The organism is Hyphomicrobium sp. B1, assembly GCF_049532635.1.
Taxonomy (GTDB): Bacteria; Pseudomonadota; Alphaproteobacteria; order Rhizobiales; family Hyphomicrobiaceae; genus Hyphomicrobium_B.
The window spans coordinates 3,231,281-3,255,684 of sequence record NZ_CP134871.1; the positions used below are offsets into that span (position 1 = coordinate 3,231,281).

The 24,404-nt window shown below is 59.6% G+C and carries 24 protein-coding genes and 1 tRNA gene; 10 read left to right on the top strand and 15 right to left on the bottom strand.

The genetic code is table 11. The features are described 5' to 3' along the window. Position 1: 1 nt before the first annotated feature. From radA to RLW55_RS15485, 5 genes are all read left to right on the top strand, one after another. A complete protein-coding gene (gene radA / locus RLW55_RS15465; RefSeq protein ID WP_414462719.1) occupies positions 2–1,378 on the top strand; it encodes a DNA repair protein RadA in 1,377 nt (458 codons plus the stop codon). A gap of 55 nt (positions 1,379–1,433) precedes the next feature. Then, positions 1,434–2,069 (top strand): CvpA family protein, encoded by a 636-nt coding sequence (locus tag RLW55_RS15470; RefSeq protein ID WP_409559904.1) that lies wholly within the window; start codon positions 1,434–1,436, stop codon positions 2,067–2,069. Between the two features lie 91 nt (positions 2,070–2,160). Further along, on the top strand, positions 2,161–3,651 hold the full coding sequence (gene purF, locus RLW55_RS15475; protein ID WP_409559903.1) for an amidophosphoribosyltransferase: 1,491 nt from the start codon (positions 2,161–2,163) through the stop codon (positions 3,649–3,651). 41 nt (positions 3,652–3,692) lie between these two features. Then, a complete protein-coding gene (locus RLW55_RS15480; RefSeq protein ID WP_409559902.1) occupies positions 3,693–4,424 on the top strand; it encodes an SDR family NAD(P)-dependent oxidoreductase in 732 nt (243 codons plus the stop codon). 206 nt (positions 4,425–4,630) lie between these two features. Beyond that, positions 4,631–5,023 (top strand): DUF930 domain-containing protein, encoded by a 393-nt coding sequence (locus RLW55_RS15485; RefSeq protein WP_013947659.1) that lies wholly within the window; start codon positions 4,631–4,633, stop codon positions 5,021–5,023. 28 nt (positions 5,024–5,051) lie between these two features. Here the strand turns inward: RLW55_RS15485 and RLW55_RS15490 are convergent, their stop codons facing one another. The 7 genes from RLW55_RS15490 to RLW55_RS15520 form a co-directional block, all read right to left on the bottom strand. Beyond that, positions 5,052–5,849, bottom strand: coding sequence for an MBL fold metallo-hydrolase (locus RLW55_RS15490; protein ID WP_409559900.1), 798 nt, complete (start codon positions 5,847–5,849; stop codon positions 5,052–5,054). Then, complete coding sequence (locus RLW55_RS15495; RefSeq protein ID WP_423414649.1) at positions 5,846–6,664, bottom strand: TatD family hydrolase; 819 nt, start codon at positions 6,662–6,664, stop codon at positions 5,846–5,848. Before RLW55_RS15495 ends, RLW55_RS15490 begins: the two co-directional genes overlap by 4 nt. 53 nt (positions 6,665–6,717) lie before the next feature. Next, the gene (metG, locus tag RLW55_RS15500; protein ID WP_423414650.1) at positions 6,718–8,268 is read right to left on the bottom strand and encodes a methionine--tRNA ligase; all 1,551 of its coding nucleotides are present in this window, start codon (positions 8,266–8,268) and stop codon (positions 6,718–6,720) included. A gap of 48 nt (positions 8,269–8,316) precedes the next feature. Continuing rightward, positions 8,317–9,438 carry a DNA polymerase III subunit delta' gene (locus RLW55_RS15505; protein WP_423414651.1) on the bottom strand — a complete coding sequence of 374 codons (1,122 nt, stop codon included), beginning with the start codon at positions 9,436–9,438 and terminating at the stop codon, positions 8,317–8,319. Next, entirely contained in the window at positions 9,438–10,067 is a 630-nt protein-coding gene (gene tmk / locus RLW55_RS15510; RefSeq protein WP_013947654.1) for a dTMP kinase, read from the bottom strand. Before tmk ends, RLW55_RS15505 begins: the two co-directional genes overlap by 1 nt. A gap of 30 nt (positions 10,068–10,097) precedes the next feature. After that, positions 10,098–11,276 carry a D-alanyl-D-alanine carboxypeptidase family protein gene (locus tag RLW55_RS15515; protein WP_414462715.1) on the bottom strand — a complete coding sequence of 393 codons (1,179 nt, stop codon included), beginning with the start codon at positions 11,274–11,276 and terminating at the stop codon, positions 10,098–10,100. A gap of 121 nt (positions 11,277–11,397) precedes the next feature. Further along, positions 11,398–12,573, bottom strand: a complete 1,176-nt coding sequence (locus RLW55_RS15520) for a septal ring lytic transglycosylase RlpA family protein (protein WP_423414652.1) — start codon at positions 12,571–12,573, stop codon at positions 11,398–11,400. 258 nt (positions 12,574–12,831) lie between these two features. On the opposite strand from RLW55_RS15520, the gene RLW55_RS15525 reads away from it, so the two are divergent. Together RLW55_RS15525 and RLW55_RS15530 are read left to right on the top strand one after the other, a co-directional pair. Continuing rightward, a tRNA-Ser gene (locus RLW55_RS15525) sits at positions 12,832–12,921 on the top strand. 86 nt (positions 12,922–13,007) lie between these two features. Then, the gene (locus RLW55_RS15530; protein ID WP_423414653.1) at positions 13,008–14,246 is read left to right on the top strand and encodes an MFS transporter; all 1,239 of its coding nucleotides are present in this window, start codon (positions 13,008–13,010) and stop codon (positions 14,244–14,246) included. Between the two features lie 97 nt (positions 14,247–14,343). On the opposite strand, the gene RLW55_RS15535 is transcribed toward RLW55_RS15530, so the two are convergent. Continuing rightward, positions 14,344–15,399, bottom strand: coding sequence for a hypothetical protein (locus RLW55_RS15535; RefSeq protein ID WP_423414654.1), 1,056 nt, complete (start codon positions 15,397–15,399; stop codon positions 14,344–14,346). A 384-nt stretch (positions 15,400–15,783) separates the two neighbouring features. On the opposite strand from RLW55_RS15535, the gene RLW55_RS15540 reads away from it, so the two are divergent. Further along, positions 15,784–16,458 (top strand): response regulator transcription factor, encoded by a 675-nt coding sequence (locus tag RLW55_RS15540; protein ID WP_409559891.1) that lies wholly within the window; start codon positions 15,784–15,786, stop codon positions 16,456–16,458. After that, positions 16,448–17,833: an ATP-binding protein gene (locus RLW55_RS15545; RefSeq protein ID WP_423414655.1), complete on the top strand. Its 1,386-nt coding sequence runs from the start codon at positions 16,448–16,450 to the stop codon at positions 17,831–17,833. The genes RLW55_RS15540 and RLW55_RS15545 overlap by 11 nt, the downstream gene beginning before the upstream one ends. On the opposite strand, the gene RLW55_RS15550 is transcribed toward RLW55_RS15545, so the two are convergent. From RLW55_RS15550 to RLW55_RS15575, 6 genes are all read right to left on the bottom strand, one after another. Then, on the bottom strand, positions 17,825–18,568 hold the full coding sequence (locus RLW55_RS15550) for a phosphatase PAP2 family protein (protein ID WP_423414656.1): 744 nt from the start codon (positions 18,566–18,568) through the stop codon (positions 17,825–17,827). The two genes, RLW55_RS15545 and RLW55_RS15550, sit on opposite strands and share 9 nt — an antisense overlap. A 99-nt stretch (positions 18,569–18,667) precedes the next feature. Then, positions 18,668–19,411: a hypothetical protein gene (locus RLW55_RS15555; protein ID WP_423414657.1), complete on the bottom strand. Its 744-nt coding sequence runs from the start codon at positions 19,409–19,411 to the stop codon at positions 18,668–18,670. Between the two features lie 85 nt (positions 19,412–19,496). Beyond that, entirely contained in the window at positions 19,497–20,117 is a 621-nt protein-coding gene (locus RLW55_RS15560) for a hypothetical protein (protein ID WP_423414658.1), read from the bottom strand. Positions 20,118–20,328: 211 nt separating this feature from the next. Continuing rightward, complete coding sequence (locus RLW55_RS15565) at positions 20,329–21,696, bottom strand: sensor histidine kinase (RefSeq protein ID WP_423414659.1); 1,368 nt, start codon at positions 21,694–21,696, stop codon at positions 20,329–20,331. Beyond that, a complete protein-coding gene (locus RLW55_RS15570; RefSeq protein ID WP_409559885.1) occupies positions 21,693–22,358 on the bottom strand; it encodes a response regulator transcription factor in 666 nt (221 codons plus the stop codon). Before RLW55_RS15570 ends, RLW55_RS15565 begins: the two co-directional genes overlap by 4 nt. Continuing rightward, on the bottom strand, positions 22,358–22,744 hold the full coding sequence (locus RLW55_RS15575) for a PepSY domain-containing protein (protein WP_409559884.1): 387 nt from the start codon (positions 22,742–22,744) through the stop codon (positions 22,358–22,360). Before RLW55_RS15575 ends, RLW55_RS15570 begins: the two co-directional genes overlap by 1 nt. 76 nt (positions 22,745–22,820) lie before the next feature. Between RLW55_RS15575 and RLW55_RS15580 the strand changes: the two genes are divergently transcribed. After that, positions 22,821–23,105 carry a PepSY domain-containing protein gene (locus tag RLW55_RS15580; RefSeq protein WP_409559883.1) on the top strand — a complete coding sequence of 95 codons (285 nt, stop codon included), beginning with the start codon at positions 22,821–22,823 and terminating at the stop codon, positions 23,103–23,105. A gap of 142 nt (positions 23,106–23,247) precedes the next feature. Here RLW55_RS15580 and RLW55_RS15585 read toward each other — a convergent pair whose 3' ends face one another. After that, positions 23,248–24,375 (bottom strand): zinc-binding metallopeptidase family protein, encoded by a 1,128-nt coding sequence (locus tag RLW55_RS15585; protein WP_409559882.1) that lies wholly within the window; start codon positions 24,373–24,375, stop codon positions 23,248–23,250. Between the last annotated feature and the right edge of the window lie 29 nt (positions 24,376–24,404).

Consider the following 24,404-nt stretch of genomic DNA (forward strand, 5'->3'; position numbering starts at 1 on the left):
CATGGCAAAGCCCTCGCGCTCCCTTTACGTCTGCCAGAATTGCGGAGCGACTGCGTCGCGCTGGGCGGGAAAGTGCACCGCCTGCGGTGAATGGAACACGCTCGTCGAAGAGACGGACGCAGGCCCCCCACCCGGCGCAGGCGTCACGCGCCAGAGCAAAGGTCGCGTCATCAAGCTCGAAACGCTGAAGGGCGAAGCTGAAGAAGCGCCGCGCTTTTCCAGCGGCATCGCCGAGCTTGATCGCGTGACGGGCGGCGGCATCGTTCCGGGCTCGGCCATTCTCATCGGCGGCGAACCCGGCATCGGCAAATCGACGCTTCTGCTTCAGGTCGCAGCGCACCTCGCCCGCAGCGGCGGACGCGCGTTCTATTTTTCCGGCGAAGAAGCCATCGCTCAGGTCCGCCTGCGTGCGAACCGCCTCGGACTGGCCGATGCACCGGTCGCGCTTGCCTCCGAGACGAACCTGTCGAACATCCTGGCGACGCTCGGTGACGGCAAGGCACCGGATCTCATCATCATCGATTCCATCCAGACGCTCTGGGCCGATACGCTCGATGCTGCGCCTGGCACCGTCAGCCAGGTCCGAGCCGCAGCGCTGTCGCTGATCCGCTACGGCAAGATGGCGGGAGCGGCCATGCTGCTCGTCGGCCACGTGACCAAGGACGGCCAGATCGCCGGACCGAAAGTCATCGAGCACATGGTCGACACCGTGTTGTATTTCGAAGGCGATCGCGGCATGCCCTATCGCATTCTGCGCGCCGTGAAGAATCGCTTTGGGCCGTCGGACGAGATCGGCGTGTTCGAAATGGTCACCGGCGGCTTACAGGAAGTTGCCAATCCGTCAGAGCTGTTCCTCGGCGATCGCGACAGCCGCAGCCCCGGCTCGGCGATCTTCGCAGGCGTCGAAGGCACGCGCCCGCTGCTCGTCGAGATCCAGGCGCTCGTTGCGCCGTCGGGCTTCGGCACCCCGCGCCGCGCCGTCGTAGGCTGGGACTCGAACCGTCTCGCCATGCTGCTCGCCGTACTCGATGCCCGCTGCGGTGTTTCGTTCGCCAACCATGACGTTTACCTAAACGTCGCTGGCGGGCTGAAGATTACCGAACCGGCCGCCGACCTCGCTGCCGCCGCGGCGCTTTTGTCATCCATCTCCGGCATTGCCTTGCCGCGCGACGCCGTCTATTTCGGCGAGGTCTCGCTGTCGGGGGCCGTCCGCGCCGCCGCCATGATGACACCGCGCCTGAAAGAGGCCTCAAAACTTGGATTTGGACAGGCGGTTCTGCCGGAAAACGGCGACGTCGATGTCCAGGGCATGAAGCTGTCGCTTTCCCGCATCGCACACCTCAAGTCGCTTGCAGACGCTACGGCGTCATGCGACTGATTCTTGGGGCGAGTCTCATGCTCGGGGAGCACGCGACCAAAGAGGGGATACGGCCATGGTCGGCCCGTTCACTTACCTAGACCTGGCGCTGATCGCCGTCTCGTTCATATCCGGTCTTCTTGCGATGTACCGGGGCTTCGCGCGCGAGCTGCTGTCGATCGTCTCCTGGATTTCCGCTGCTGGCGTCGGCTACTGGATCTTCGCCACCAAGAAGGAGATGACGGCCGATCTCGCAACCCAGACCGGCCTGCCACCGCAAATAGCGACGGTCGGCGTGGCAGTCGCTGTCGCCCTCATCGTCCTCATCATCGTGCACCTGATTACCGCGCGCATCTCCGATGCAATTCTGGATAGTCAGGTCGGCATGATTGACCGGGTTCTCGGCTTCATCTTCGGGGTCCTGCGCGGCTTTCTTCTCTTCGTCATACCCTACATGGCCTATGAGGCCTTCATTTCGCCTGAGAAAGAAAAGCAGCATCCTCTTGTTCGGGATGCATTTTTTAGGCCCTACGTGAAGGCGACGGGGGAGTCGATCCGCAATGTCCTGCTGCAGGTCATTCCGCAACCGTCCGCGACGCCGCCACCGGCTTCGCCAAACGAACAGCCTGGGCAGCAAGGCTTTCTTGAGCAAAAGGGTCGTTCAGTCGCGCTGGTCATCAATGGCCAACGGTACTATATGACGCTCGCGTGACGCGGGTAGCGTCAGCGGCGACGGCACGTTCGGAATTTAGTTACCCGGCGTATCGGGCAGAGCAGGGCGGCTCAATCGCGGGAGGTGCCTTATGGCACAGCAAGGCGGCGCGACGACGAAAATCGATGGCCTCACGTTCACGCGCTATGGCGATGATCGCCTACGCGAAGAATGTGGCGTCTTCGGTATCTTCGATCATCCCGATGCGGCGGCGATCACAGCACTGGGTCTACATGCCCTGCAGCATCGCGGCCAGGAAGCAGCCGGCATCGTCTCTTATGATGGCCGCAACTTCCACTCCGAGCGCCGCATGGGCCTCGTCGGCGACAACTTCTCGAAACCGGAAGTTCTCGCCCGCCTCAAAGGCCGTATGGCCATCGGCCACGATCGCTACTCGACAACCGGCGATCCCCTCATCCGCAATGTCCAGCCGCTTTTTGCCGACATCGATACCGGCGGCTTCGCAGTCGCCCACAACGGCAACCTCACCAATGCTCTGACGCTCCGGCGCGAACTGATCTCATCCGGCGCCATCTGTCAGTCGACCTCCGACACGGAAGTCATTCTTCACCTTCTCTCGCGCTCCAAGAAGCGCCGCATCGTCGAGCGCCTTGTCGATGCCGTTCGCCAGGTCGAAGGCTCTTACGCCCTCGTCTGCATGACCAACGACATGATGATCGGCGTCCGTGATCCGGTCGGCATCCGTCCGCTGGTCATCGGCCGCCTCGGCACCTCTTATGTGCTGGCTTCTGAAACCTGCGCGCTCGACATGGTCGGCGCAGAGTTCCTGCGCGAAGTGGATAACGGCGAAGTCGTCGTCATCACTGACGAAGGGCTCGAAAGCCACCGCCCCTTCCCGATGCGCCCGGCGCGTCCATGCATCTTCGAATACATCTACTTCGCGCGTCCGGATTCCATCGTCGGCGGCCAGACCGTTTATGATATCCGTAAGCGCATGGGCATCGAACTGGCGCGCGAATCCGCGCCCGCCGCCGACGTCATCGTGCCGATCCCGGATTCCGGCGTGCCGGCTGCTATCGGTTTCAGCCAGCAGAGCGGCATCCCGTTCGAACTCGGCATCATCCGCAATCACTACGTCGGCCGAACCTTCATCGAGCCCGAGCAGCGCATCCGTCAGCTCGGCGTCAAGCTCAAGCACTCGGCGAATTCCGGCGTCATTCGCGGCAACCGCGTCGTCCTGATCGACGACAGCGTCGTGCGCGGCACCACGTCGAAGAAAATCGTCCAGCTCATCCGCGACGCGGGCGCAGCCGAAGTCCACATGCGCATTTCTTCGCCACCGATTACGCATCCGGATTTCTACGGCATCGACACGCCGAGCAAGAAAGACCTGCTCGCCGCCAACATGTCGCTCGACGAAATGCGCGACTTCATGGAAGCCGACAGCCTTGCCTTCCTGTCGGTTGACGGCATCTATCGCGCCATCGGTCTTGAAGGCCGCGACAACCGTGCGCCGCAGTTCACCGATCACTGCTTCACCGGCGATTACCCGACCAATCTCACCGATTACGGTGGCGAAGCCATTCCGAGGCAGCTATCCCTTCTCGCCGAAGTCGGCTGATGAGGGCGGCCTGTCCGTCCGTTGCTTTTGAAGAGTGACACATGACGGACACTCCCCTCTCAGGGCGCATTGCGCTCGTCACTGGCGCGTCCCGCGGTATCGGCCGCGCCGTTGCTCTCGGCCTCGCGAAATCCGGAGCTCACGTCATCCTGGCAGCGCGATCGCTCGGCGGGCTCGAAGCGGTTGACGATGAGATCCGGGCACTTGGCGGCGCCGCGACCCTTCTTCAGCTCGACCTCAAAAAAGGCGACCGGGTCGATCAGCTCGGGCCGACAATCTATCAGCGCTGGGAGCGCCTCGATATTCTGATCGCCAACGCCGGTATCCTCGGCCCGCTCTCCCCGCTCGGCCACACGACCGACGAAGGCTTTCTCTCCACCATCGATATCAACCTCAACGCCAACTGGCGTCTGATCCGCACGCTCGATCCGCTGCTGAAGCGTTCCGACGCCGGCCGGGCTGTGTTCGTGACGTCGGGCGCCGCCAGCGGCAAATACGCTTACTGGGGCGCCTATTCCGCGTCGAAGGCCGGTCTGGAAGCGCTCGTCAAAACCTGGGCCGCCGAACTCCAGAGCACGTGCGTTAAAGCCAATCTGATCAATCCTGGTGCCACGCGCACACAGATGCGTGCCAAGGCATTTCCGGGCGAAGATCCTGAGACGCTTCCCGCTCCTGAAGATCTCGTTCCCCTCTTTCTCGAACTTGCATCGCCGCAGTGCGAAAGAAACGGCGGGATCATAAACTTCCGCGAATGGCGCGAGCCATTAGCCTAGCGAGCGCCATATTTACTTTTTCGACAGCTGCCGTCCCTAGACTCCCGAACCATCGATGGAATCTGCGTCGCGCATTGCAGGCGAGGTCTGTAGTGACGGATGTCGCCTCATTACGGTCACATCAACGCGCGTTTTGACGATCGCGGTCGGGGGGCCGCTTCCGGTCGTTCCGGACTGATGGGGAATTCAAAGGGGAAGTCAGGGGAATGCTCTCGAAGAGAAGTCTTGTATTGTTGCTTACGTTTGCGGGCAGCACGCAAACGGCATTGGCGGATGCTTCGATGGACCGCGTGCTCAAGGAGCTTCAGCCGGAAGAACGTGCGCATCAGGTCTGCAATCTTCGCGGCATCGACGCCGTCCGCAAAGGAAGCCATTTGAAAGGCATCGACCGCGTCACGACGACCATTCAGAAGCCGGCGATATTCAAGGACAACGTCGTCACCGCAAAAGGCGGCGCAGTGCGCGCCAACAACCGCTGGTATTTTCTCGATTTCACCTGCACGGTCACGCCTGACCAGATGCGAGCGAAAACATTCACGTATAAGCTGGGTGGTCTGATCCCCGAAGCGAAATGGGACGATTACGGCCTTTGGCGATGACGTCAGGCGGCGTTCGCGCCGCCCTTCCTCAGGTAAACGAAATCATCATGCCGTCGTAAGCCGGCTCCACGCCCGCAGGCAATTCGCGCGCCAGCGTCGCGTAATCGAGTTCGCTGGTCATATGCGTCAGTATTGTGCGCTTCGGCTTCAGACGCTCAGCCCACATCAGTGCCTGCTTCACGCTGAAATGGCTTTCGTGCACGCCGTGACGCAACGCATCGACGATCCAGACGTCGAGGCCTTCAAGCAGCGGAATGGACTCCGCCGGAATGTCATTGATGTCCGGCGAATACGCGAGATTGGAAACCCGGTACCCGAGCGACAGGATCGAACCGTGATGCTGCTGGATCGGCCGTGCCGTGATCGTGCCGCCGCCGCCCGCAATTGCGACCGGTGTTACGCCGTCGATCTCATGACCGTTGAGCATCGGCATGTACGCCGATCCGGGCGGCGTCTCGAAGCAATACGAAAAGCGCGACTTCAAGCTGTCGCCCGTCGCCTTGTTGAAATAGACCTCGACGCGCCGCTTCATCGAAAAGGCGACCATGCGCAGATCGTCGATGCCGTGCGTGTGGTCGGCGTGATCGTGCGTATAGAGCACGCCGTCGAGCGCGGTGAGACGCGTCGACAAAATCTGCTCGCGAAAATCCGGGGAGGTGTCGATGAGAACCGACGTCCGCCCGCCCGACCCGGTGCGTTCGATCAGCGCCGAGCAGCGCAGACGCCGGTTCTTCGGATTCTCAGGATCGCATGCCCCCCAGTTCATGCCAATGCGCGGCACGCCACCGGAAGAGCCGCAACCCAATATCGTGCATCTGTAGTTCATGCTGCGGCAGACCCGCCATCCGTGGACGAAAGAGATTTCGGCGGCTTTGCCTTGCTGTAGAGCCGGAAGAAATTCGCCGTCGTAGCGGCAGCAATCTCGTCAGGCGTGACGCCTTTCACATCGGCCAGCGCCGCCGCTGTGCGCACGACATAAGCCGGCTCGTTGCGCTTTCCCCGGAACGGAATGGGCGCGAGGAACGGCGCGTCCGTTTCGACAAGCAATCGGTCGAGCGGCACGTCGCGCACGATCTCGCGCAAGCCCTCCGAGTTTTTGAAGGTAATCACGCCCGTGAAAGATACGTAAAGCCCAAGCTCCAGCGCGCGCATCGCGAGCTTGCGCCCGCCGGTGTAGCAATGGAGGACGGCCGGAAATGCACCCTTTGCCGTCTCGTCTTCGAGAATGGCGAGCGTATCCTCGTCGGCATCGCGCGTGTGAATTTCGAGCGGCAAACCCGTCTCGCGCGCCGCCGCGATATGCCGGCGAAAACCTTCCGCCTGCGCGGCCGGTGTCGAGGTATCGTAATGATAGTCAAGACCGGCTTCCCCGATCGCAACGACCTTCGGGTGCTTTGAAAGCGCGATGATACGTTCGAGCGGAATGTCGAGCTCTTCGTGCGCATTGTTGGGATGCGTGCCGACCGAGCAGTACACATCCTCGAAGCGCTCGGTAATCGCCTTCAGCTTGTCGAACTCGCGGATCCGCGTCGAGATCGTGACGAGCGTGCCGACGCCTGCCGCGCGCGCCCGCGCGACGACATCATCAAGCTCCGGCGCGAAGTCGGGAAAATCGAGATGGCAATGATGATCGACAAGCATCAGGTCGTTTTACCCTCTACAGGCCGCGCCGCGCCGTGCGGCGCGTTGTCCGCTCACGCCTTGCTTTCCTCCGGCGCGACGTAGCGGGGGAAAACGCCTTGTGGTTCAGGGGTTTTCGTCCCCGGCTTCAGGCGTCCTGTGGCCCCGAGACTTGCGAACATGCGATCCTCCGGCGCAACTGCCAGCAGATCGAGCAGTTTCGCCGCACTTTCGGGCATTACCGGCTGAATGAGGATTGCAAACTGGCGCACGCATTCGGCCGTGACGTACAGGATCGTCGCCATCCGCGCGGGATCTGTTTTCTTCTTTGCCCACGGTTCTTCGGCGGCGAAGTAACGGTTGGCATCCGCGATGACCGCCCAGAGCGCATCGAGATATTTGGTGATGCCCTGCCGTTGCATCTCAGCGCGTACGGTGACGTAGAGCCCGTCTGTCGCAGCGAGGATCGCTTCATCGGCTTCGCTGAGTGCGCCCGGCTGCGGAATAGCTCCATCGCAATTCTTGAAGATCATCGACAGCGACCGCTGCGCCAGGTTGCCGAGGTTGTTCGCGAGATCGGCGTTGATCCGATTGACGATGACCTCGGATGAATAGCTGCCATCCTGACCGAACATCACTTCGCGCAGGAAGAAATAGCGCACGGCATCGCGGCCGAACGTTTCAACCAACTCGAACGGATCGACGACGTTGCCGACAGATTTCGACATCTTCTCGCCGCGGTTGAACAAAAAACCGTGCGCGAAAACCCGCCTGGGCAGCTCGATGCCCGCCGACATCAAAAACGCCGGCCAATAAACGGCATGGAAGCGAACGATGTCCTTACCGATCATGTGGACGTCGGCAGGCCAGTACTTCCACCTCTCGGCGCCGGTATCGGGATAGCCCGCGGCGGTAATGTAGTTCGTCAAAGCGTCGACCCACACGTACATCACGTGCTTCTCGTCGCCCGGCACCGGTACGCCCCAGTTGAACGTCGAGCGCGAAACGGACAGATCCTTGAGGCCGGATCTCACAAAGCTCGCAACTTCGTTCAGTCGCTCTGGCGGGCCGACGAATTCCGGATTGCTCTCGTAGAGTGCGAGCAGTTTGTCCTGATAGGCCGAGAGACGGAAGAAGTAGCTTTCCTCCTCGTTCCATTCGACGGGCGAGCCGAGCGGTTCGCGACGTACGCCGTCTTCGCCGACCGTCGTTTCCTTCTCGTCGAAATAGGCTTCCTGGCGAACCGAATACCAACCGCCGTATCGACCGAGGTAGATGTCACCGTTGGCTGCCATCTTTTCCCAGATCGCCTGGCAGGCTTTGTAGTGACGCGGCTCCGTCGTGCGGATGAAGTCATCGTTCGAAGCGCCGAGAGCTTCGTACATCGAGCGGAAGATCGCCGAGTTGCGATCGGCCAGCGCGAGAGGCGTAATACCTTCCTTCTCGGCGGTCTGCTGCATTTTGAGACCGTGCTCGTCGGTGCCGGACAGGAAGAACACGTCGCGGCCATCGAGACGCGCGAACCTGGCGAGCGTGTCGCTCGCGATCACGGTATAGGCGTGACCGATATGGGGTTTGCCGTTCGGATAGAAGATCGGCGTCGTGATGTAATATTTTTCCGCCACTTTAGGTTCTTTCTGCAGTGCCAGACGCGGCGCGCATGCGCACCCTGCTCAGCCGCGGCTCGCTGCCTCGAGGCGCGCGAAACTTCCGAGGATGAGCGATTTGCGGTCAAGGTTGAGCGTAACGGTGTCAGCCTTGTCGCGGGCCAGTGTTTCCCATAGCTCGGCAAAAGTCGCAAGGCGCTGAGGCCCTATCAGCCGGGCCGCCAGCTCCACGTCGCGCAGTGCCCCCTCGCCCGTCGCCGCCGCTGAGATCAGGCGTCCCAGGCTCGCCTGGAAAAGGTCCATGAAGAGCTGGAATTTCCGGTCCTGGGCTATGGGTTGTAGCTCATCCGCAAGGCCGTGAACGACCCTGAGGTCGAGCCTCGGTAGGCTCCCGAGAACCTGATCGATACGCGCCTGCAGGCCGAGCCCTCCGCCCCCAAGCAGGATGAGTGCCCGTCCAACGCTCCCCCCGGCCAGCGGCAGCAGCTTGTCCCAATCCTGCTCTTCGGGGAGAGCCATCTCGGCCGCGGTCAATGCCTGCGCGGCGGCCCGCTTAAGATCGCTGTCTAACAACGGCGGCATGGCAATGACGCGGCACCGCGACCGGATCGTTGCGAGCAACCGTCCCGGCGCCGATGTGATGAGCAGGAAGACCGTTCGCCCTGGCGGCTCTTCGAGCGACTTCAAAAGCGCGTTGGCCGCGTTCTGATTGAGCTCGTCGGCACTGTCGACGATGACGACCCGCCGGCCTTGGTCGCCCGAGCTGAGCGACAGGAAGCCTTTGAGCTTGCGCACCTCGTCGATCGGTATGGTCTGCGGGAAACGCTTCGTCTTCGTGTCGTAGGGGCGCCGGATGACAAACAGTGCCGGATGTGAAAGCGCGCGCACCAGCCGGTCCGTCCGCGAGTCCGGTTCGATCGTGAGACCTTGCCCAAACATATCGCGCTCGTCGGGTTCGGCGAGCGCCGCACGCGCGACGTGATAAGCCAGCGTCGCTTTGCCGATGCCGGCCGGCCCCGCCAGCAACCACGCATGGTGCATGCGGCCGCTGGCGAGCGCTTCTGCGAACACCTCTTGTGCGGCGTCCTGGCCATAGAGAGCCCGCGTCTCCCGCGGGTGCGGAAAATCATCGAGCCGATCCGCTTCCGGCAACGCCTCGATGTCAGCCCCCAATGGCGCACGCGCCATCAATCGGCCTCAGCGAGCAGATGCGCGGTGACCGCCTGCCACACGGCCGTCTCGACGCTCGCCACCGGTAGATGGCCGTCGATCAGCACGCAGCGCTGCGGTTCCTGCTCGGCGATTTCGAGGAAGCCCTCCCGCAACGTCTCATGCGTTTCGATGCGCTCGGCATCGTAACGCGAAAGCGTGCCGCGCAGCTCCGCCCGCTCGATCCCCGCGCTCGCAGGCAGGTCAAGGATCAACGTCAAGTCCGGGTAGTCCGGCGCCACGATGAACTTTTCCAGTTGTTCGATAAAGGCGCGCTCCAGACCATAGAGCTTGCCTTGGTAGACGCGCGTTGAATCGATGAAGCGATCCGAGATCACCCACGTGCCGTCATAGAGCGCTGGGCGGATCACCGACGTCATATGCTCGGCTCGCGCCGCGGCGAAAAGCAGAAGCTCTGTCACCGGATCGGTTGGACGATCCTTCATGATAAGGGCGCGCACGTCTTCGCCGACCGGCGTGCCACCCGGTTCGCGTGTTACGATGACGGGAATACCGGCGCGTTCCAGCCGTTCGGCCAGGCGCTTCGACTGGGTCGATTTTCCGGTGGCCTCGCCGCCTTCGAAGGTGATGAATTTTCCGCGCTTCATGGCTCGCCTCTGCTTTTCGGCGGGCGTAATCTAGAGTGCCAGCCGGCGCAAGGCCATTAGCACAAGGGAGTCGACGCCCTGGCGGACGATCCCGCCGTTCGAAACGTCCTCCGTAGCATAGAGCGGCACTTCGGCCGATGCGCTGCTTGAACTCGAAATACGCAGCGTCGCGACCTGATCGCCTTTCTTCACCGGCGGCTTCAAGGGCGCCTTATAGACGATTTCCGCCGAGATCCGCTGATTTGCCGGATATTTAGGCATCGTAAACATCACGTCGCCCTTGGCGGCGAGCGGCACATACCAAGTCTTCCCGCCCCAGACGCGCGCTTGCCCGACGATTTCGCCCGCGTTGAAAAGTTTGACCGCGCTGAACGACTGAAAGCCCCACGTCAGAAGCTTCGCAGCCTCGTCCTTTCGCTGATCCGCTTTCTCTAGGCCGCTGACGACGACGATAAGCCGCTTGCCGTCCTGAACGGCCGAACCGACCAGGCCATAGCCGGCAGCCGCTATATGCCCGGTCTTCATGCCATCGGCACCGATGTTCAAGAACAGCAGCGGATTGCGATTGATGAAGCGATGCTGGCGGTAGCGAAATTCCTTCTGGCTGAAAACCGGGTAGAAGTCCGGATATTCACGGATGACGTACCGCGCCAGAATGGCAAGCTCCCGCGCCGTCATCAGCTGGTGGGGATCAGGCAGCCCCGTCGAATTGCCGAACGTTGATTTTTTGAGGCCGATCCGCCGCGCCTCCTCGTTCATCATCCGCGCGAACGCGCCTTCGGTTCCCGCCATGTTCTCGGCGATGCACATGGCGGCATCGTTGCCCGACTGAACCGCGACCCCCTGAATAAGCTCATCTACCGTCACCGTCGTATTGACCGGTACCATCATCGCCGACGTACCCGACGGCGCGCCGCCGTTGCGCCAGGCGTTGACGCTCATCTTGTATTCGTCGGTCTTTTTAACGCGGCCTTCCTTGATGGCGCGGAAAAGCACCTCCAGCGTCATCAGCTTGCTCATGCTCGCTGGCGGGAAAAGCTCGTCGGCGTTGTGCTGATAGAGGATGGCGCCCGTTTCCGCGTCCATCAGCATGGCATGCGGTGCCTTGGTCGCAAACCCCGTCTCAGCGGCTTCCGCATTTTGCAACACGACCGCAAGCAGCCCTGCGATCGCAACAATGACGAGCCAAATGCTCCGCGTCTTCCACATCGCTCGAATCGTTTCCGTGTGATGCCGCCTGGCTAGACGACCCGACTGATGGAAACCGAAGTATCCGACTGCATTGAGACATGGTCAACGCCGGGTTAACGCAAATTGTGCAACGAGCCGCTTAATCCATCACGATCGCGGTATTCGCGACACCATATGTCGCAATGCGGCTCTGGGCGCGCGACGCCTCGCCCTGCGAGAAAGGCCCAACGCGGACGCGATAGACTTGCATCCCGTTGCTGGCTTGTAGAGGCGCTACTTCCACCGGACCCAAAGCGCCAAGTTCACGCCTAAGTCTCTCGGCATTGGAGCGATCTCGGAAAATGCCGACTTGCACATACGCGCGTTCGGAATAGCCGCTACTCGCAGGCTCGTCGTACGCCGATACGGGCAGATAGGCGTCGCCGTTTTCGGCCGACGTCTGCGCCGGCGCAAACGGCTGCGGGGCGTCGAATGGCTCGGGCTCAGGTTCCGGCTGACGCTGGGGCGCGGCCGTCAAAGACATGCGCTGCGTAAAATCAGGCTCGCCGATACTCGCCGTCTGCACCAACTGGCGCCGCGATCTCTGGGCCGGTGCAGGTGCTGGCGGCACGGGCTTGCCCGCGAGCGCCGCGCGATAGCTGTTTGGGTCCCACCGATCGGATGCATCTGCAGGCAAGTCGGAGGCATTCGTCTCGGCCGCCGCATATTCGCGCGCGGGCGAAGGCTGGCCCTGATACGGCTGGTTGTTCTGCTGCGCCAGGAATTGCCGTTCTCGGCTGTCGTCGCCATTGAGCGGCGCCAATCCGGCATACCGCACGCGGACGCGTGCACGCCCCTTGCCGACAAAACCAAGTTGCTTGGCTGCCGCATACGACATGTCGATCAGGCGATCGTTGACATACGGCCCGCGGTCGTTGACGCGCACCAGCACCGTCCGGCCGTTGTCGATATTAGTCACATAAGCATAGCACGGCAGCGGCAGCGTCGGATGGGCCGCAGTCAGCGCGTTGGCGTCGAACACCTCACCGTTCGCGGTCCGGCGACCGTGGAAATCAGCGCCATACCAAGAGGCTACGCCGTATTCGTCGTAATTCGGATTATCGCGGGGAACGTACCATTTGCCCGCCACCTTGTAGGGCGAACCAAGTTTGAACTTGCCACCGCCCTTCGCAACACGACCCGACGCAACCCGCGGACTGCTGCTGACGCCGTATTCGTCTTCCGTGAAGGTGGAGCGATTGACGCCGGTTAGGGATTGCGGCGACGGGCTGCTCGAACAGGCGCTCAAAAGCGCCGCGGCACTGACTGCCAGCATCAGCCGGCAGGCAAGCCTCCCGTAAAGGCCCCTGTCCATGTACGCAAACCCAACTCGATACGCTACGCCCGCCCAAGCGCACCCTGACCGCAACTACACACGGCGAGAATGGCCGAAGCTTGCTGGAATGATGACAAACGCTGCTTAGGATCAGGTTAAGCGCGGGGCTTGAGGCCGGCGCCGGAACCCGCTAGGAGGGGCGATCCGGACAATGCGCATCGAGGCCGCCTCTCAGGAAGCCTCCCCGCAGTGGGTCTTGGAGGGGTGGCCGAGTGGTTTAAGGCACCGGTCTTGAAAACCGGCGTGGGCGCAAGTCCACCGTGGGTTCGAATCCCACCCCCTCCGCCAGCTGCCTGCCCTATTCCGTAAATCGCCAAGCTGGCGGCGCGTTCCAGAGGACTGAGGGAACAACGGTTTAAACACTGGGTGGGGGCATGACACTTCGGACGAGCCAAGCGGCGTGGACAATTGTCGGCTTGCTGTGGGTCGTCTGTCTGCTGAATTATCTCGACCGGCAGCTTGTCGTCGCGATGCCTGGAATAATCAAAGCTGACCTCAAAATCGGCGATGAGAAATTCGGTCTGCTGTCTTCCATGTTTTTATGGATCTACGGTATCTGTTCGCCAATTGCCGGATATGTGGCTGACCGCGTTGGGAAGCGACCCATCGTGATGGCCAGCCTCCTCATCTGGTCGGCGGCGACGTTTCTAAGTGGCGTAGTCACCTCATTCGAGGGAATGCTGCTGACAAGAGCAACGCTCGGCATCAGCGAAGCCTTCTACATGCCGGCCGCCGTTTCGCTCATCGTCGAATTCCACCGGGGGCCTACACGCAGCCGCGCCACCGGATTGCATCTCAGCGGCGTCTATGTAGGCTCTATTCTCGGCGGCCTTGGTGGAGTCACGGCCGAAATTTTCGGCTGGCGCACCGTTTTTCTCGCCATGGGAGCGCTCGGCGTCGCTTATGCCCTCGTCCTTTTGATCCTGTTTCCGCAGAAGACGGAAGAGGCCTATCCCCACTCTCAAGAAGATGCATCTCCTTCGTTTCCCGAAGGAGCTTCACTTTGGTTCCTCCTGTCGGCTCAAGGGTTTCGCCTGCTGCTCTTGATGAACCTGCTCAACGGCGCCGCCTATTGGCCCGTTCGCAATTGGCTGACCGAGTTCTTTCGCGTTGAACTGGGCGTGAGTTCGGCATTGGCGCCTGTTTACGGGCCAATGACCTTCAACGGCGCGGCATTCGCCGGAATGCTAATTGCGAGCAGTCTCTCGGACTGGTGGGCGGTGCGGAATTTGCGGGCGCGGGCTCTTGTCCCTGCGTTCGGCTTCTTGATCGCGTCACCTTTTCTTTTCGTGCTCGGCGCTGCGCAGTCCATCCCCGTAATTCTAGCATGCGTGCTGATTACGGGTATGTCCCAAGGTTTTCTGGACGCCAATCTGATGCCCGCGACCTGCACGGTCGTGGACCCGCGTTGCCGGGCGATGGCCTATGGCCTACTCAATTTTGTTGGCACGACTGCCGGCGGCTTCATGACTTACGTGGGGGGCTGGCTGAAAGAGCAGGACATTCCGTTCAGCGCCACATTCCAATTCGCCAGCATTCTCATTCTGATTGCTGGCGTTCTCTTGATGCTGGTGACACCGGCCCATAGGCGGCAAGTGACTCAAGACGTATAGATGCAGACTGGGAAGGCGCGGTATGGCGACGGCGGCGCGCGTTATTCCGACAACATTTCGGAAAACATCCTCAGCGCTAAATTAAAGAAGCAAAACATCAAAAAATCTTCGCTGATTTTGCAACTTCCACGGCATTGATGTCGATCGGATGAGGTGAAGCGGACAGCCTTTCAGCGGCTTCCAATTTCGATTTACGCCACCAGACGATGTCGAATGCCTTGCCGAAGTTATCCAGGCCCCCACTCAATTCCAGAGCGATGAGCGTCCGGATGCATTTCGTGCATTTGCCGCAGTTTATAGGATCGCACGGACCTCTATTTGCTTGGTATTTTTGATTTGTACAAACGTCCAAGTGCTCGAACGCGAGCGGCATTTTCGATACTTCCGCCGTCCGCTTTATCCTATTTGCATCCCAACCTAGATAGATTGTATCCAAGCCGGTCGGAAGAAATGAGCGGATGATCGCGGGGTCGATAAAATCAAGTCCGTATCGCTTCGCCGCATCAAAGGATAGATCCGTAACCTCGTGCGCCGCTGAGTAGTATATTGTGCTCACTTCTGACGCGGCGATGGCGGCAGAAATGTTTCTAAAAGTGTGGCACCGAACATGGGCTTCTTTATATGCGCGATGGAAGTTGGTTTCGATGGTTAAAAGAGGAATGCCCAAGGCGGTCGCAACAGCATTGACGTTGTTCAGCCGAACATTCCAGGTTTCCAAATTATCGTCATGAGCACCTGCGTGGACGTTAAGGAATGCATCGGGCGTTATGCCAATATTCCTCAGCAGATGAAGACTGTAAAAGGAGTCGATGCCCGCACTGAACATCAGCGCCGACTTTCCAGGTCGTACGTCGATCTCAGAACTGATCTTGTCTGCTGTAATCGCTACGCGGTGGCCGCCAAAATACCGTTCAACAAAGGGCGATAGCTCGCAGGACAGCTTTGCCAAAAGCGTCGAACTGATTGCACCTTCGATATGAAGATCTCTATTCAGCCTTGAGGCGATTAGTACGGCCATAGGAATGAATGCAGAAATGGGCGGCGTTTTCCGCACGACCGAGCCGCGGATGGCGAGCTCGATATCCCCCATCTTGGCGACATGCCATCCCGAGTTGGAGGCTAAAACGGCCGCTAGATGCATGAACTGGTTCATGATTTTGTCCCGTCAAAATCATCTCAGCGCTGAATGCTTAACGAGCCCAACACCATCGCACGCCCCTTAAAAAGGCGCTATACTGATCGTTCTCCGCCCCGCGAAAACCATATCGGTCTTTGGTGTTAATTGACGCCTCGCATCAAGCAAATGCAGGCGCTGGGCTCGACGTCCGTCGGGAAATCGCTCGCTAAACTAGGCGTGGCGGCGATAGCCGCTAGATTTTCTGGCGGGGTAAAAATGATAGCAAGCGGCGCCCTGTTGGGGGCCTTTCCCGAAAGCATACAAAATCGTGACTTTCCTACCGCAATTGCGTCACGCTGCCCTCAGAGGTCCAAGGTTTGGGGCTCTCGTGGCTATGATGACAACAACGACGTCGATCTAATGCGCATACTTCTCGTCGAAGACGATCAGGAAACGGTGAGGATCGTTCGTGAGAGCCTGATTGGCCAAGGACACGACGTCGTAGTTGCCATCAACGGCGCCGAGGGCCTCAAGGCGGCGATGGTTGAAACCTTCGATGTTCTTGTCGTCGACAGGATGTTGCCGGGCCTCGACGGACTGCACCTCGTGCAAAGCCTTCGGCGCGCCGACGTGCTGTCCGGCATCATTCTGCTCACTGCAGTGGGAGGCATCGAGGATCGCATCGAAGGCTTGGAAAGCGGCGCTGACGACTACCTTGTGAAGCCTTTCGCGCTCGGCGAGCTGCTTGCGCGCATTACAGCCTTGGGCCGCCGTCCTCCCGGTCCCAAGCAGGACGCCACCTTCCGGATCGGCACCTTGGAAGTGAACCTCATTCGGCGGCAAATCCGGCGAGGAAACGATGAGATTCATTTGCAACCGCGCGAGTTCAAGCTGCTTGAAATTTTCCTTCGCAATCGCGGGCGCGTCGTCACGCGATCCATGCTGCTGGAAGAGATGTGGGGATTGGAACGCGACACGAAGACTTCTATCGTCCAGACCAACGTCAGTCGCCTTCGATTGAAGATCGAACGCCCCGGAGATCCGCCTTTGATCCGTACAGTGAGAGGATTGGGATACATCATTGATGCGGCATAGGCTAACCCGCGGCACCGCCTTTCGGTTGGCCGCCCTGGTCGTTGTGATCATTACGTTGGTCAACTCTGTAATTTTCTCCGCGCTCTATTATTCCCTCAGCACGCAATTGACGGCGCATCTGCGTGCGCACATCGACGAGGTTCGTAAAACGCTGATCGACGTCCAAGGGAAAGAAAGCGACGGCTTTCAAGAACTCGCGGCAATGATCGAAAGCCATGCCCGTGTCGCGAAGTCCGATGAAGATATTTATCTCCTGACGGACAGCTCGGGAAAACGCATCGCTGGTAACGTAGCGTCTCTCCAACGGTTCGAGGGCTGGCGGAGCATTCCTTGGAACAACTTGAATCTTCTCGGCGACTGGTCTCCGCACAGGGCAAGCGATGCGGTGATTGGGCGATGGACGACGATCAATGGCGGTTATCTGTTTGTCGGCGACGGCAATGGAGACATCCGCGATGCGCAGAGACTGCAGCTCAACGGCCTGATGTGGGGCATCGGTCTTTCGGTGATTTGCGCGATTATCGGAGGCTGGTTCCTCGGCAGCCGGGCGCAACGACGCATCGGGCAAATGGAGGAAGTTTTGAATGCCGTGGCAAGCGGTGCGCTTGACCGCAGAGTGCCGCGAGTATCCGCGTCGGACGACATCGATCACGTTGCGGCGCTCATCAATGCCGCCCTCGACCGCCTGCAACGTCTCTTCGAAAATTTGCGCCAACTCTCCGTCGATATCGCGCACGATCTCCGCACGCCGATCAGCCGCATGCGCCAAAGGCTGGAGCACGTGCGCTCAGGCGGCGATAGCATCGAGGCCTATCGGGAAGCGGCCGACGCTTCGATCGCAGAGATCGACAACATCGCTGAAACCTTCGATGCCCTAATGCGCATTTCGGAGATCGAAGCCGGTGCCCGCAAAAACAGATTTGCCGATGTCGATCTCAAACCCATGCTAACCAACATCGTCGATGCGTTGGAGGCGGTCGCGGAGGAGCGAGGTCACCGCCTGCATCCTCTCATCGCGGCTGAGGGCGCTTTTATTGTGCACGCCGACCACCGCCTTCTGAACCAGCTCTTCCTCAATCTCATTGAGAACGCGATCGTCCATTGCCAAGAGCCGGCCGACATCAGCGTCGAAGTCACGAACGTCGGCGGCTGTCCCGTCGTGCGCATTCGCGATACTGGACCAGGAATTCCCGCTGAAGAGCGCGAAAACGTCTTTCGCAGATTGTATCGGCTGGAAAAGAGCCGGACCACGGCAGGCAATGGATTGGGCCTTAGCCTCGTGGCGGCGATTGCCGACTTGCATGGAGCGCGCATTACGCTCGCCGACAATGAACCCGGCTTGTTGGTCGAGATATGGTTTTCTTCTTCAGTCTGAGTATCGACCACCGACGACCGCAAATAACATATGAATGGCCGATGCCGTTAGCGCCATAAATACGCCGGCAAACGCGACGTCGGACAGGAAATGTCCGCCCTCGGTCATGCGCACGAACCCCGCGAGCGTTCCCAGAACGATGCCGCTCAGCGTCCAAAATGCAGCATCGGCGGGGAACAGAAAAACGGCGGCAAAGCAAATGATGTAGATCGACGAGGCCTCCCCTGAAAAGAACGAGCAGTTCCGGCTACATTGATCCGATGGTTTCAATGGCGGCGCATAGATCTTCGATCCGCCGAATTCCATGACATGATTAGGTCGCGGCCGCCCCCAATGATCCTTGAAGCCGAGGTTCGCGATCGTAAGCGGCCCTATCAAAAGGCATACCGCAAGGTATAGCCATTGACTGGCGGAAAGACTGAGCCAGCGTTTGCGCATGCTGATCAGAGAGACGACGCAGCCGACACCGGCGAGCACGCAGACTGCACAGAACAACGTCGAAAATCCCTTACGAAGACTGCCAAAGAACAGGGATTCGCTGCCAATGAAGCGATGGGGCTGCACGTAGAGGGCTCGGCTCACCGAGAGATCGAAGCGAGGATACGCAAGATAGAAAATCATCAAGCAGATGCCGAACGCAACGGCGCCGAAAAGCATCGCTTTGGCCGGCGCACATGCCACATCCGCAGCGGACGCCTGATTTGACTTCCACACCTCTGCATTGTCCAACGGCAATCTGAATACTCCCCCCATATTCGCGGGTACACATTGGGCAAAACTCCATGCAGCCTTTACGGCAGGAACGTCTCAGAACTGTAAGTAAAAGGCGACCTTTCACCCGCGCTTTGAAACGTGCGGCCGGCGTCGGTCGAGAGACAGATAAAGAATGGCCAGCAGCAGCCCGAACGTCACCAGCGACGCCTGCCCACGCGGCAAGCTCAAGCCGCCGTCGCCGACGGGTTTCGTCAGGAAATCGCCAAATGTCGCGCCGAAGGGACGCGTAAAAACGAAGGCGATCCAGAACAGGATGACATCGTTGATACGAGAGAAATAATGAAGCAGGGCGACAGCTCCGATAATACCGGCCGTCACCAGCGCGCCCTGGATGAAACTCAGACCCGCATCATCGACGAGATAATCGCCGAACGCCGTGCCGAGACTGTTGGAGAACAGGACCGCGGCCCAGAACATGATTTCGACGTCGCGCCCGCGAATGGGGAAGACCCGAAGCGTCCCTTCGCGAAGGCGCCAAATTGCCAAAGTCAACGCCAAGGCTGTCGCCAGGATCACGGATCCGGCGAGATATCCAAGGTCGAGCGAGCGGTCCATGAAGTCGGAGATTTCAGTGCCGGCCGTCGTCGTGGCAATGATCGTGAACCAAAAGAGCAGAGGACGGTAGATCTCGCTCCTGACCTGCAGGAAGAGCAACGCGACGAGGATCGCAAAGGTAACCGCGAGGCCCACATAATAGCCAAGTCCAAGCGACATCGAGAGGAAGTCGCCAGCCGTTTCGCCCAGCGTCGTCGCCAGGATTTTCATGATCCAGAAGGCGAGCGTAACTTGCGAGACTTTGGACATTTGATCTTGAGCGTTACCCATTGCAGCAAAGCTCATAGGTCGTCGATTTCGTCAGAACGCCACCCGGCGTGACCTGCAGATGACGTCATTGCGAACCCGCCAGTTCCAGCCCACGTGCCAGAGGCGCGATCAGAGACCTCGCTTCGATGTAATTGAAAATCGCCCTAACCGCCGATTTGCGATCCCGGTACGTGCGATTATTGCCGACCAGTCGATTGGCGACGAGAGTCCAGGTCGCGATCCCTGCTGGCCTTGCAGCAATCAACGCATCGAGGCGAATCCGGAAGACTTCGGCATCATCGATGTAAGGCGCAAGCTCCGAGCAGATATCGTTTGCTAGCGCCGCATTTTGGCTTTTGAAGCGGCGCGCGCCCACGCCTTGCGGCGCAGGCGGAAGGCAGATCGACGTACAAAAATCGTCGACTGAAGCGCCGGGCCGACCTGTAAAGATTTTTAACAGCTCGCGAACGGACGAACTCGCCTTAACGGCGCCGCTGGCGTGAAGTCCGACGGCAATAGTGTCGAGCGTTTCCTTGAGACGCCCCGGATACTGCTCGGATGGAGACATGCGCTTGACGCGAGCGGCGATGGTCTCGTCACGACCGCGATCCAGTACGGCTGCCAGTCGATGCAGTTCGTACGAGCGATCAAAGTCGGCAATCGCGGCGAAAGCCCGAAGCGCGCTCGCAAAGTCTTTGGTATGCATGGGATGAGCCTCCACGGCATCTTTCGTGTGCCGAGGAAGCACAATGCTTCGCAGTGATTTTGCGGCATCAAAGCCACAGAATTGTAAGACTGGAGCCAGCCAGCGTGGCTTTGCTGATCAGTCCACCGGCCGAGGGCGAGTTTAGCCGTGCTGAAGCAATCTCCGCGCGAATTTCTTTGGCCGAGCTTTGCAGCGGCGGAGTCCGAACCCCTCAGGCGTCCGAATCGTTCGTGGCAGCAGGAAGACGCAGCGTAGCAATGAGGCCGACCGTGCCGTTCTCGATCGTTAGGCTTCCCCCCCATGCCTCGACGATGTCGGTGACGATCGCCAATCCGAGACCGGCACCCCCAACGTGCGTATCGAGTCTCTGTCCGCGAATCAGCATCGCCGCCTGATGTTCCTTTTCAATGCCCGGACCGTCGTCGATGATAGAAATCGAGATACTCTGCATTTCGGCGCGCGCCTTCACAGAAACCTTTTCCTTGGCATGGCGCGCGGCGTTGTCGAGCAAGTTCCCAAGCGACTCAGCCAGATCGACGGCATCGATGCGCGCCTCCAGATCGGGCGGCGCATCAATAGTCCAGCTCAAGGACTGCCCGCGTGGTGTCTTCTCGACGACACGTATGATTTGTTCTGCTGACGTCCTGACGTTCGTCGACGCATTGCTGTTGGCGTAGGAAATGCGCGCACGCGCAATCTCGCGATCGATGTGGCGGCGCATGAGATTGACGAGATAGGAAATATCCGACGCGATTCTCGTCTCGCCTTTCTCTTCGAGCCGCGTCACTTCTCCATTCAAAACCTGCAGCGGCGTCTTTAGTCCATGCGCCAGGTCCGCGGCGCGCCCTCGCGCTTTCTCGATCGCCTTCTCCCGCTCGTCGAGCAGCGCGTCGATTTCCTCGGCGAGCGGCCTTACCTCTTTCGGAAACGCACCGCCAAGCCGCTGTTGCTTGCCCGAGCGAATGCTCGAAAGCCTGCCACGTATCGTCGACAGCGGACGCAGACCGACGCTGACTTGCACCCAGGAAGCCGCGACCAGTAGCGCACCGATGATCAGCAGAAACGGCGCTAGCTCAGACGCAAAACTTCGCACCGATTGGCCGACTTCCCGAGAGTCCACAGCAACCGCGATCCGAACTTTCGAGCCTCCGATATTGTCAGGCAGCTCGATGTATCGTTGCAGCAGATAGAGCCGCGCGTTCTGCGGGCCAACAATCTCGTACCTGCGAGAAACATCGGCGACATTGGTTTCGGGCGGAAGCGACAGAACCGTATCCCACAACGATCGCGATCGCAGATCGTCCGTCGGCGATCCTCCTTCGATCTGCCAATAAAGCCCTGACAACGGCTCCTCGAACCGTGGGTCAGACGGGCGATGCGCCAGCGCCAATTCACCGGACGGCTTGCGCGTTAGCCCCGCTGCGAGCTGGTTCAAGTAAATGGTCAGCTCCGCATCGACGCGGCGCTCAACGTGGCGCTTGAACAATTCCGTCAGACCGAAAGCGGCGATGCCAAGCGCGAGCAAGATCGACAGGACACCCGCAGCAAGCAATCTGAGGCGAAGTGAACCCACGCTCATGCCGGCACTTCCACGACGGTGTAGCCGAAGCCGCGCCGGGTCTCGATCAAATCCTGGCCGAGCTTTTTGCGCAGTCGCGTCACCACGGCTTCGAGCGCGTTGGCATCTCGCGCGTCGTCGTCGCCGTAAAGATGTTCGATCAGTTCCGCCGGAGGAATGACGCGTCCCTTGTGATGGATAAGGTAGGAAATTAACCGGTATTCCAGCGGGGATACCGCCACCGACGCACCGTCGATAAGAACGCGCATCTGCCGGGTATCGACGGAAAGCTTGCCTGCCGTTAGTAGCGCCGACCCCTGCCCCACCGAACGGCGAATGAGCGCGCGAACGCGGGCGATCAATTCCTCGATCTGGAATGGTTTGACGAGATAGTCGTCCGCACCGGCATCAATGCCTTCGACCCGCTCCATCCATGCACCACGCGCCGTCAAAACCAGAACAGGCATCATTCGGCCCGCTGCGCGCCAGCGCTTGAGCACGGAAAGCCCGTCGATTTTTGGCAGACCGAGATCCAATATCACGAGGTCGTAATTCTCTGTGTCACCACGGAACCAGGCATCCTCGCCGTCGTGAACGGCATCGACGCTGTAGTTCGCAGCGGTCAAGGCCGTTGCGAGGCTTTTTGCAATTTTGGGTTCGTCCTCGACGATGAGAATGCGCATCAATCGTCATCCTCAATCGTCAGGATCTTTGCCGTCGCCGCGTCGACGTTGACCTCTTTCAGCTTGCCCTGAGGCGTCAGGATCTTGAACTCATAAACGAAAGCTCCTGTTTTTTTGACCTCCAGCTCGACACCGATGATTTGGCCCGGAAACTGTGCCTTCAATTCGTCCATGATGTCCGTCAACGGACGAATGCGGCCCTCGCTCAACGCTTTGCGGGCAATCTCATGATCGCGCTCGTCGTCATCGTCGGCAATCGCAGTGAGCGTACCGGCGGACAACAGCGTGAATGCGGTCAGAGATAGGACGATAAGGCGCTTCATGACGGGTTCCATGACGTGAGCATCGTGCAGGATCGGAGCTGACAAACTCCTGACAGATGCCATCAGACCGGCGTCAGCGCGCCTCGGGCAAGGTCACGCTCGACCGACAACGGTTTGGCAAAACACAGGAGTTTTTACAATGCAGAAGGCCCGCAACCTTGTTCTTCCCGTTGCAGTGATCATCTTCGGTCTTGCAGCATCCGCGCAGGCCGACGACCACAAGTATCGGCTCAACGTGCCGGCCGATAAGTGGCTCTCCGTCTCCGAAGTGATCCAGAAGCTGAAGTCTCAGGGCTATCAGGTGACGAAGATCGAAGCCGACGACGGCGTTTACGAGTTCGATGCGACGAATGCCGAAGGCGTGCGCATCGAAGGTCACGCCAACCCCGCGACCGGCGAAGTCCTGACTGGCTACGACGACTGATGCTCTAAATTCTCTGGCTCTGCAGCACGCACTCGCAGAGCCAGAGACTATCGGATCACACTTTCTCTGCTCGGCGATATCGGGATCGGGAGCTTGAACGGACATCTAGATCGACGGTGCGGAGACACAATCGCCGCGCCCATCAATTCTTGACGAAGATCCGCCGAAGAATTCCAGGCCGCGGCGACGCCGCCTCCGCATCGCTCTTGCGCTCGGTTTCCGCTCCCCTGTCTTTGACGAGGCGGTGGATGAATGCGAGTTTGCCTATGATGGCTGGCGAGAGCACAAATGGATAGAGATCCGGTTGGCCCATGCTGCGATTGAGGCTGTTGACGGCGAACGTAACGGGTATCCATTCGCTCATGAGTGTTTCCATATCGGCGATGGCATAAGGATCGCGATCCGCTGTTGCGCTCAAGCCTTCTGTAGCCGCCAGTCGCGGCGAAATCCGCAAATTGAACGTATGCGCCATTTCGAGCGTATCGATTATGTGCAGGTAGTGCGCCCAGGTTTCAGCGAAATCTTCCCACGGGTGCATGGTCGCGTAGGCGCTGACAAAATTTTCCCGCCAATTCGCAGGCGCACCGTTTTGATAGTGCGCCTGCAGAGCGGCGTCGTAATCGAGCGTTTCGTCGCCGAAAACTTCACGAAATGCCTCGATCTTTCCGGCATCCCTGACCAACCGATCCCAATAATAATGACCGACTTCGTGACGGAAATGCCCGAGCAGCGTCCGATAAGGCTCATGAAGATGTGTGCGCAGCTTCTCACGTTCGGCATCGTCCGCCTCCAGAAGCGAAATCGTGATGATGCCATTGTCGTGGCCCGTCAGAACTTTGGCTTGTGGAGCCGAAGCTAGGAAATCAAAAAGCAAGGGCTCGGGATCGCCACTCGCTGTCGTCGGCACCGGCAGGCGAAGCCTTAGCAGCGTGTACATCAAGCGACGCTTTGCTTCTTCGATACGATGCCAACGTGGAACATTGATCGGGTCGGACAGATCGGGAACCGTTCGGTTATGCTCGCAGGCCGAACAGTAAGGTGTTGCGGAAGAGGCGTTGACCAGCCAATTGCACGCATGAAGCTCCCAATTGGCACAGTATCGATATTGGTTCTGATTGTCGGCCAGTGCGATCCACGTGCTTCCGTTGGGCTTTACGGCGCTCATGGTCTCCTGGGGCGGAAGATATCCGACCTGAAGGTGGCAGCGCTCACAATGCGTGTTCTCAAAAAAAAGAACCTGCCCACAATTCTGGCATTCAAATAATTTCAAAGGAATTGTTCCTTCTAACCCGCAAACAT

Bases quoted from the DNA above. Each gene is read 5' to 3' on its own strand.
- RLW55_RS15495 (WP_423414649.1), bottom strand. From the start codon at position 6,664: ATGCTTGTCGATCATCATTGCCATCTCGATTTTCCCGACTTCGCGCCG.
- RLW55_RS15540 (WP_409559891.1), top strand. From the start codon at position 15,784: ATGCGCATACTTCTCGTCGAAGACGATCAGGAAACGGTGAGGATCGTT.
- RLW55_RS15470 (WP_409559904.1), top strand. From the start codon at position 1,434: ATGGTCGGCCCGTTCACTTACCTAGACCTGGCGCTGATCGCCGTCTCG.
- RLW55_RS15490 (WP_409559900.1), bottom strand. From the start codon at position 5,849: ATGAACTACAGATGCACGATATTGGGTTGCGGCTCTTCCGGTGGCGTG.
- RLW55_RS15545 (WP_423414655.1), top strand. From the start codon at position 16,448: ATGCGGCATAGGCTAACCCGCGGCACCGCCTTTCGGTTGGCCGCCCTG.
- RLW55_RS15575 (WP_409559884.1), bottom strand. From the start codon at position 22,744: ATGGCATCTGTCAGGAGTTTGTCAGCTCCGATCCTGCACGATGCTCAC.
- RLW55_RS15565 (WP_423414659.1), bottom strand. From the start codon at position 21,696: ATGAGCGTGGGTTCACTTCGCCTCAGATTGCTTGCTGCGGGTGTCCTG.
- RLW55_RS15555 (WP_423414657.1), bottom strand. From the start codon at position 19,411: ATGTCCAAAGTCTCGCAAGTTACGCTCGCCTTCTGGATCATGAAAATC.
- radA (WP_414462719.1), top strand. From the start codon at position 2: ATGGCAAAGCCCTCGCGCTCCCTTTACGTCTGCCAGAATTGCGGAGCG.
- RLW55_RS15530 (WP_423414653.1), top strand. From the start codon at position 13,008: ATGACACTTCGGACGAGCCAAGCGGCGTGGACAATTGTCGGCTTGCTG.
- RLW55_RS15505 (WP_423414651.1), bottom strand. From the start codon at position 9,438: ATGGCGCGTGCGCCATTGGGGGCTGACATCGAGGCGTTGCCGGAAGCG.
- RLW55_RS15560 (WP_423414658.1), bottom strand. From the start codon at position 20,117: ATGCATACCAAAGACTTTGCGAGCGCGCTTCGGGCTTTCGCCGCGATT.
- purF (WP_409559903.1), top strand. From the start codon at position 2,161: ATGGCACAGCAAGGCGGCGCGACGACGAAAATCGATGGCCTCACGTTC.
- RLW55_RS15535 (WP_423414654.1), bottom strand. From the start codon at position 15,399: ATGAACCAGTTCATGCATCTAGCGGCCGTTTTAGCCTCCAACTCGGGA.
- RLW55_RS15485 (WP_013947659.1), top strand. From the start codon at position 4,631: ATGCTCTCGAAGAGAAGTCTTGTATTGTTGCTTACGTTTGCGGGCAGC.
- RLW55_RS15570 (WP_409559885.1), bottom strand. From the start codon at position 22,358: ATGCGCATTCTCATCGTCGAGGACGAACCCAAAATTGCAAAAAGCCTC.
- RLW55_RS15515 (WP_414462715.1), bottom strand. From the start codon at position 11,276: ATGTGGAAGACGCGGAGCATTTGGCTCGTCATTGTTGCGATCGCAGGG.
- tmk (WP_013947654.1), bottom strand. From the start codon at position 10,067: ATGAAGCGCGGAAAATTCATCACCTTCGAAGGCGGCGAGGCCACCGGA.
- RLW55_RS15520 (WP_423414652.1), bottom strand. From the start codon at position 12,573: ATGCTGGCAGTCAGTGCCGCGGCGCTTTTGAGCGCCTGTTCGAGCAGC.
- RLW55_RS15480 (WP_409559902.1), top strand. From the start codon at position 3,693: ATGACGGACACTCCCCTCTCAGGGCGCATTGCGCTCGTCACTGGCGCG.
- RLW55_RS15580 (WP_409559883.1), top strand. From the start codon at position 22,821: ATGCAGAAGGCCCGCAACCTTGTTCTTCCCGTTGCAGTGATCATCTTC.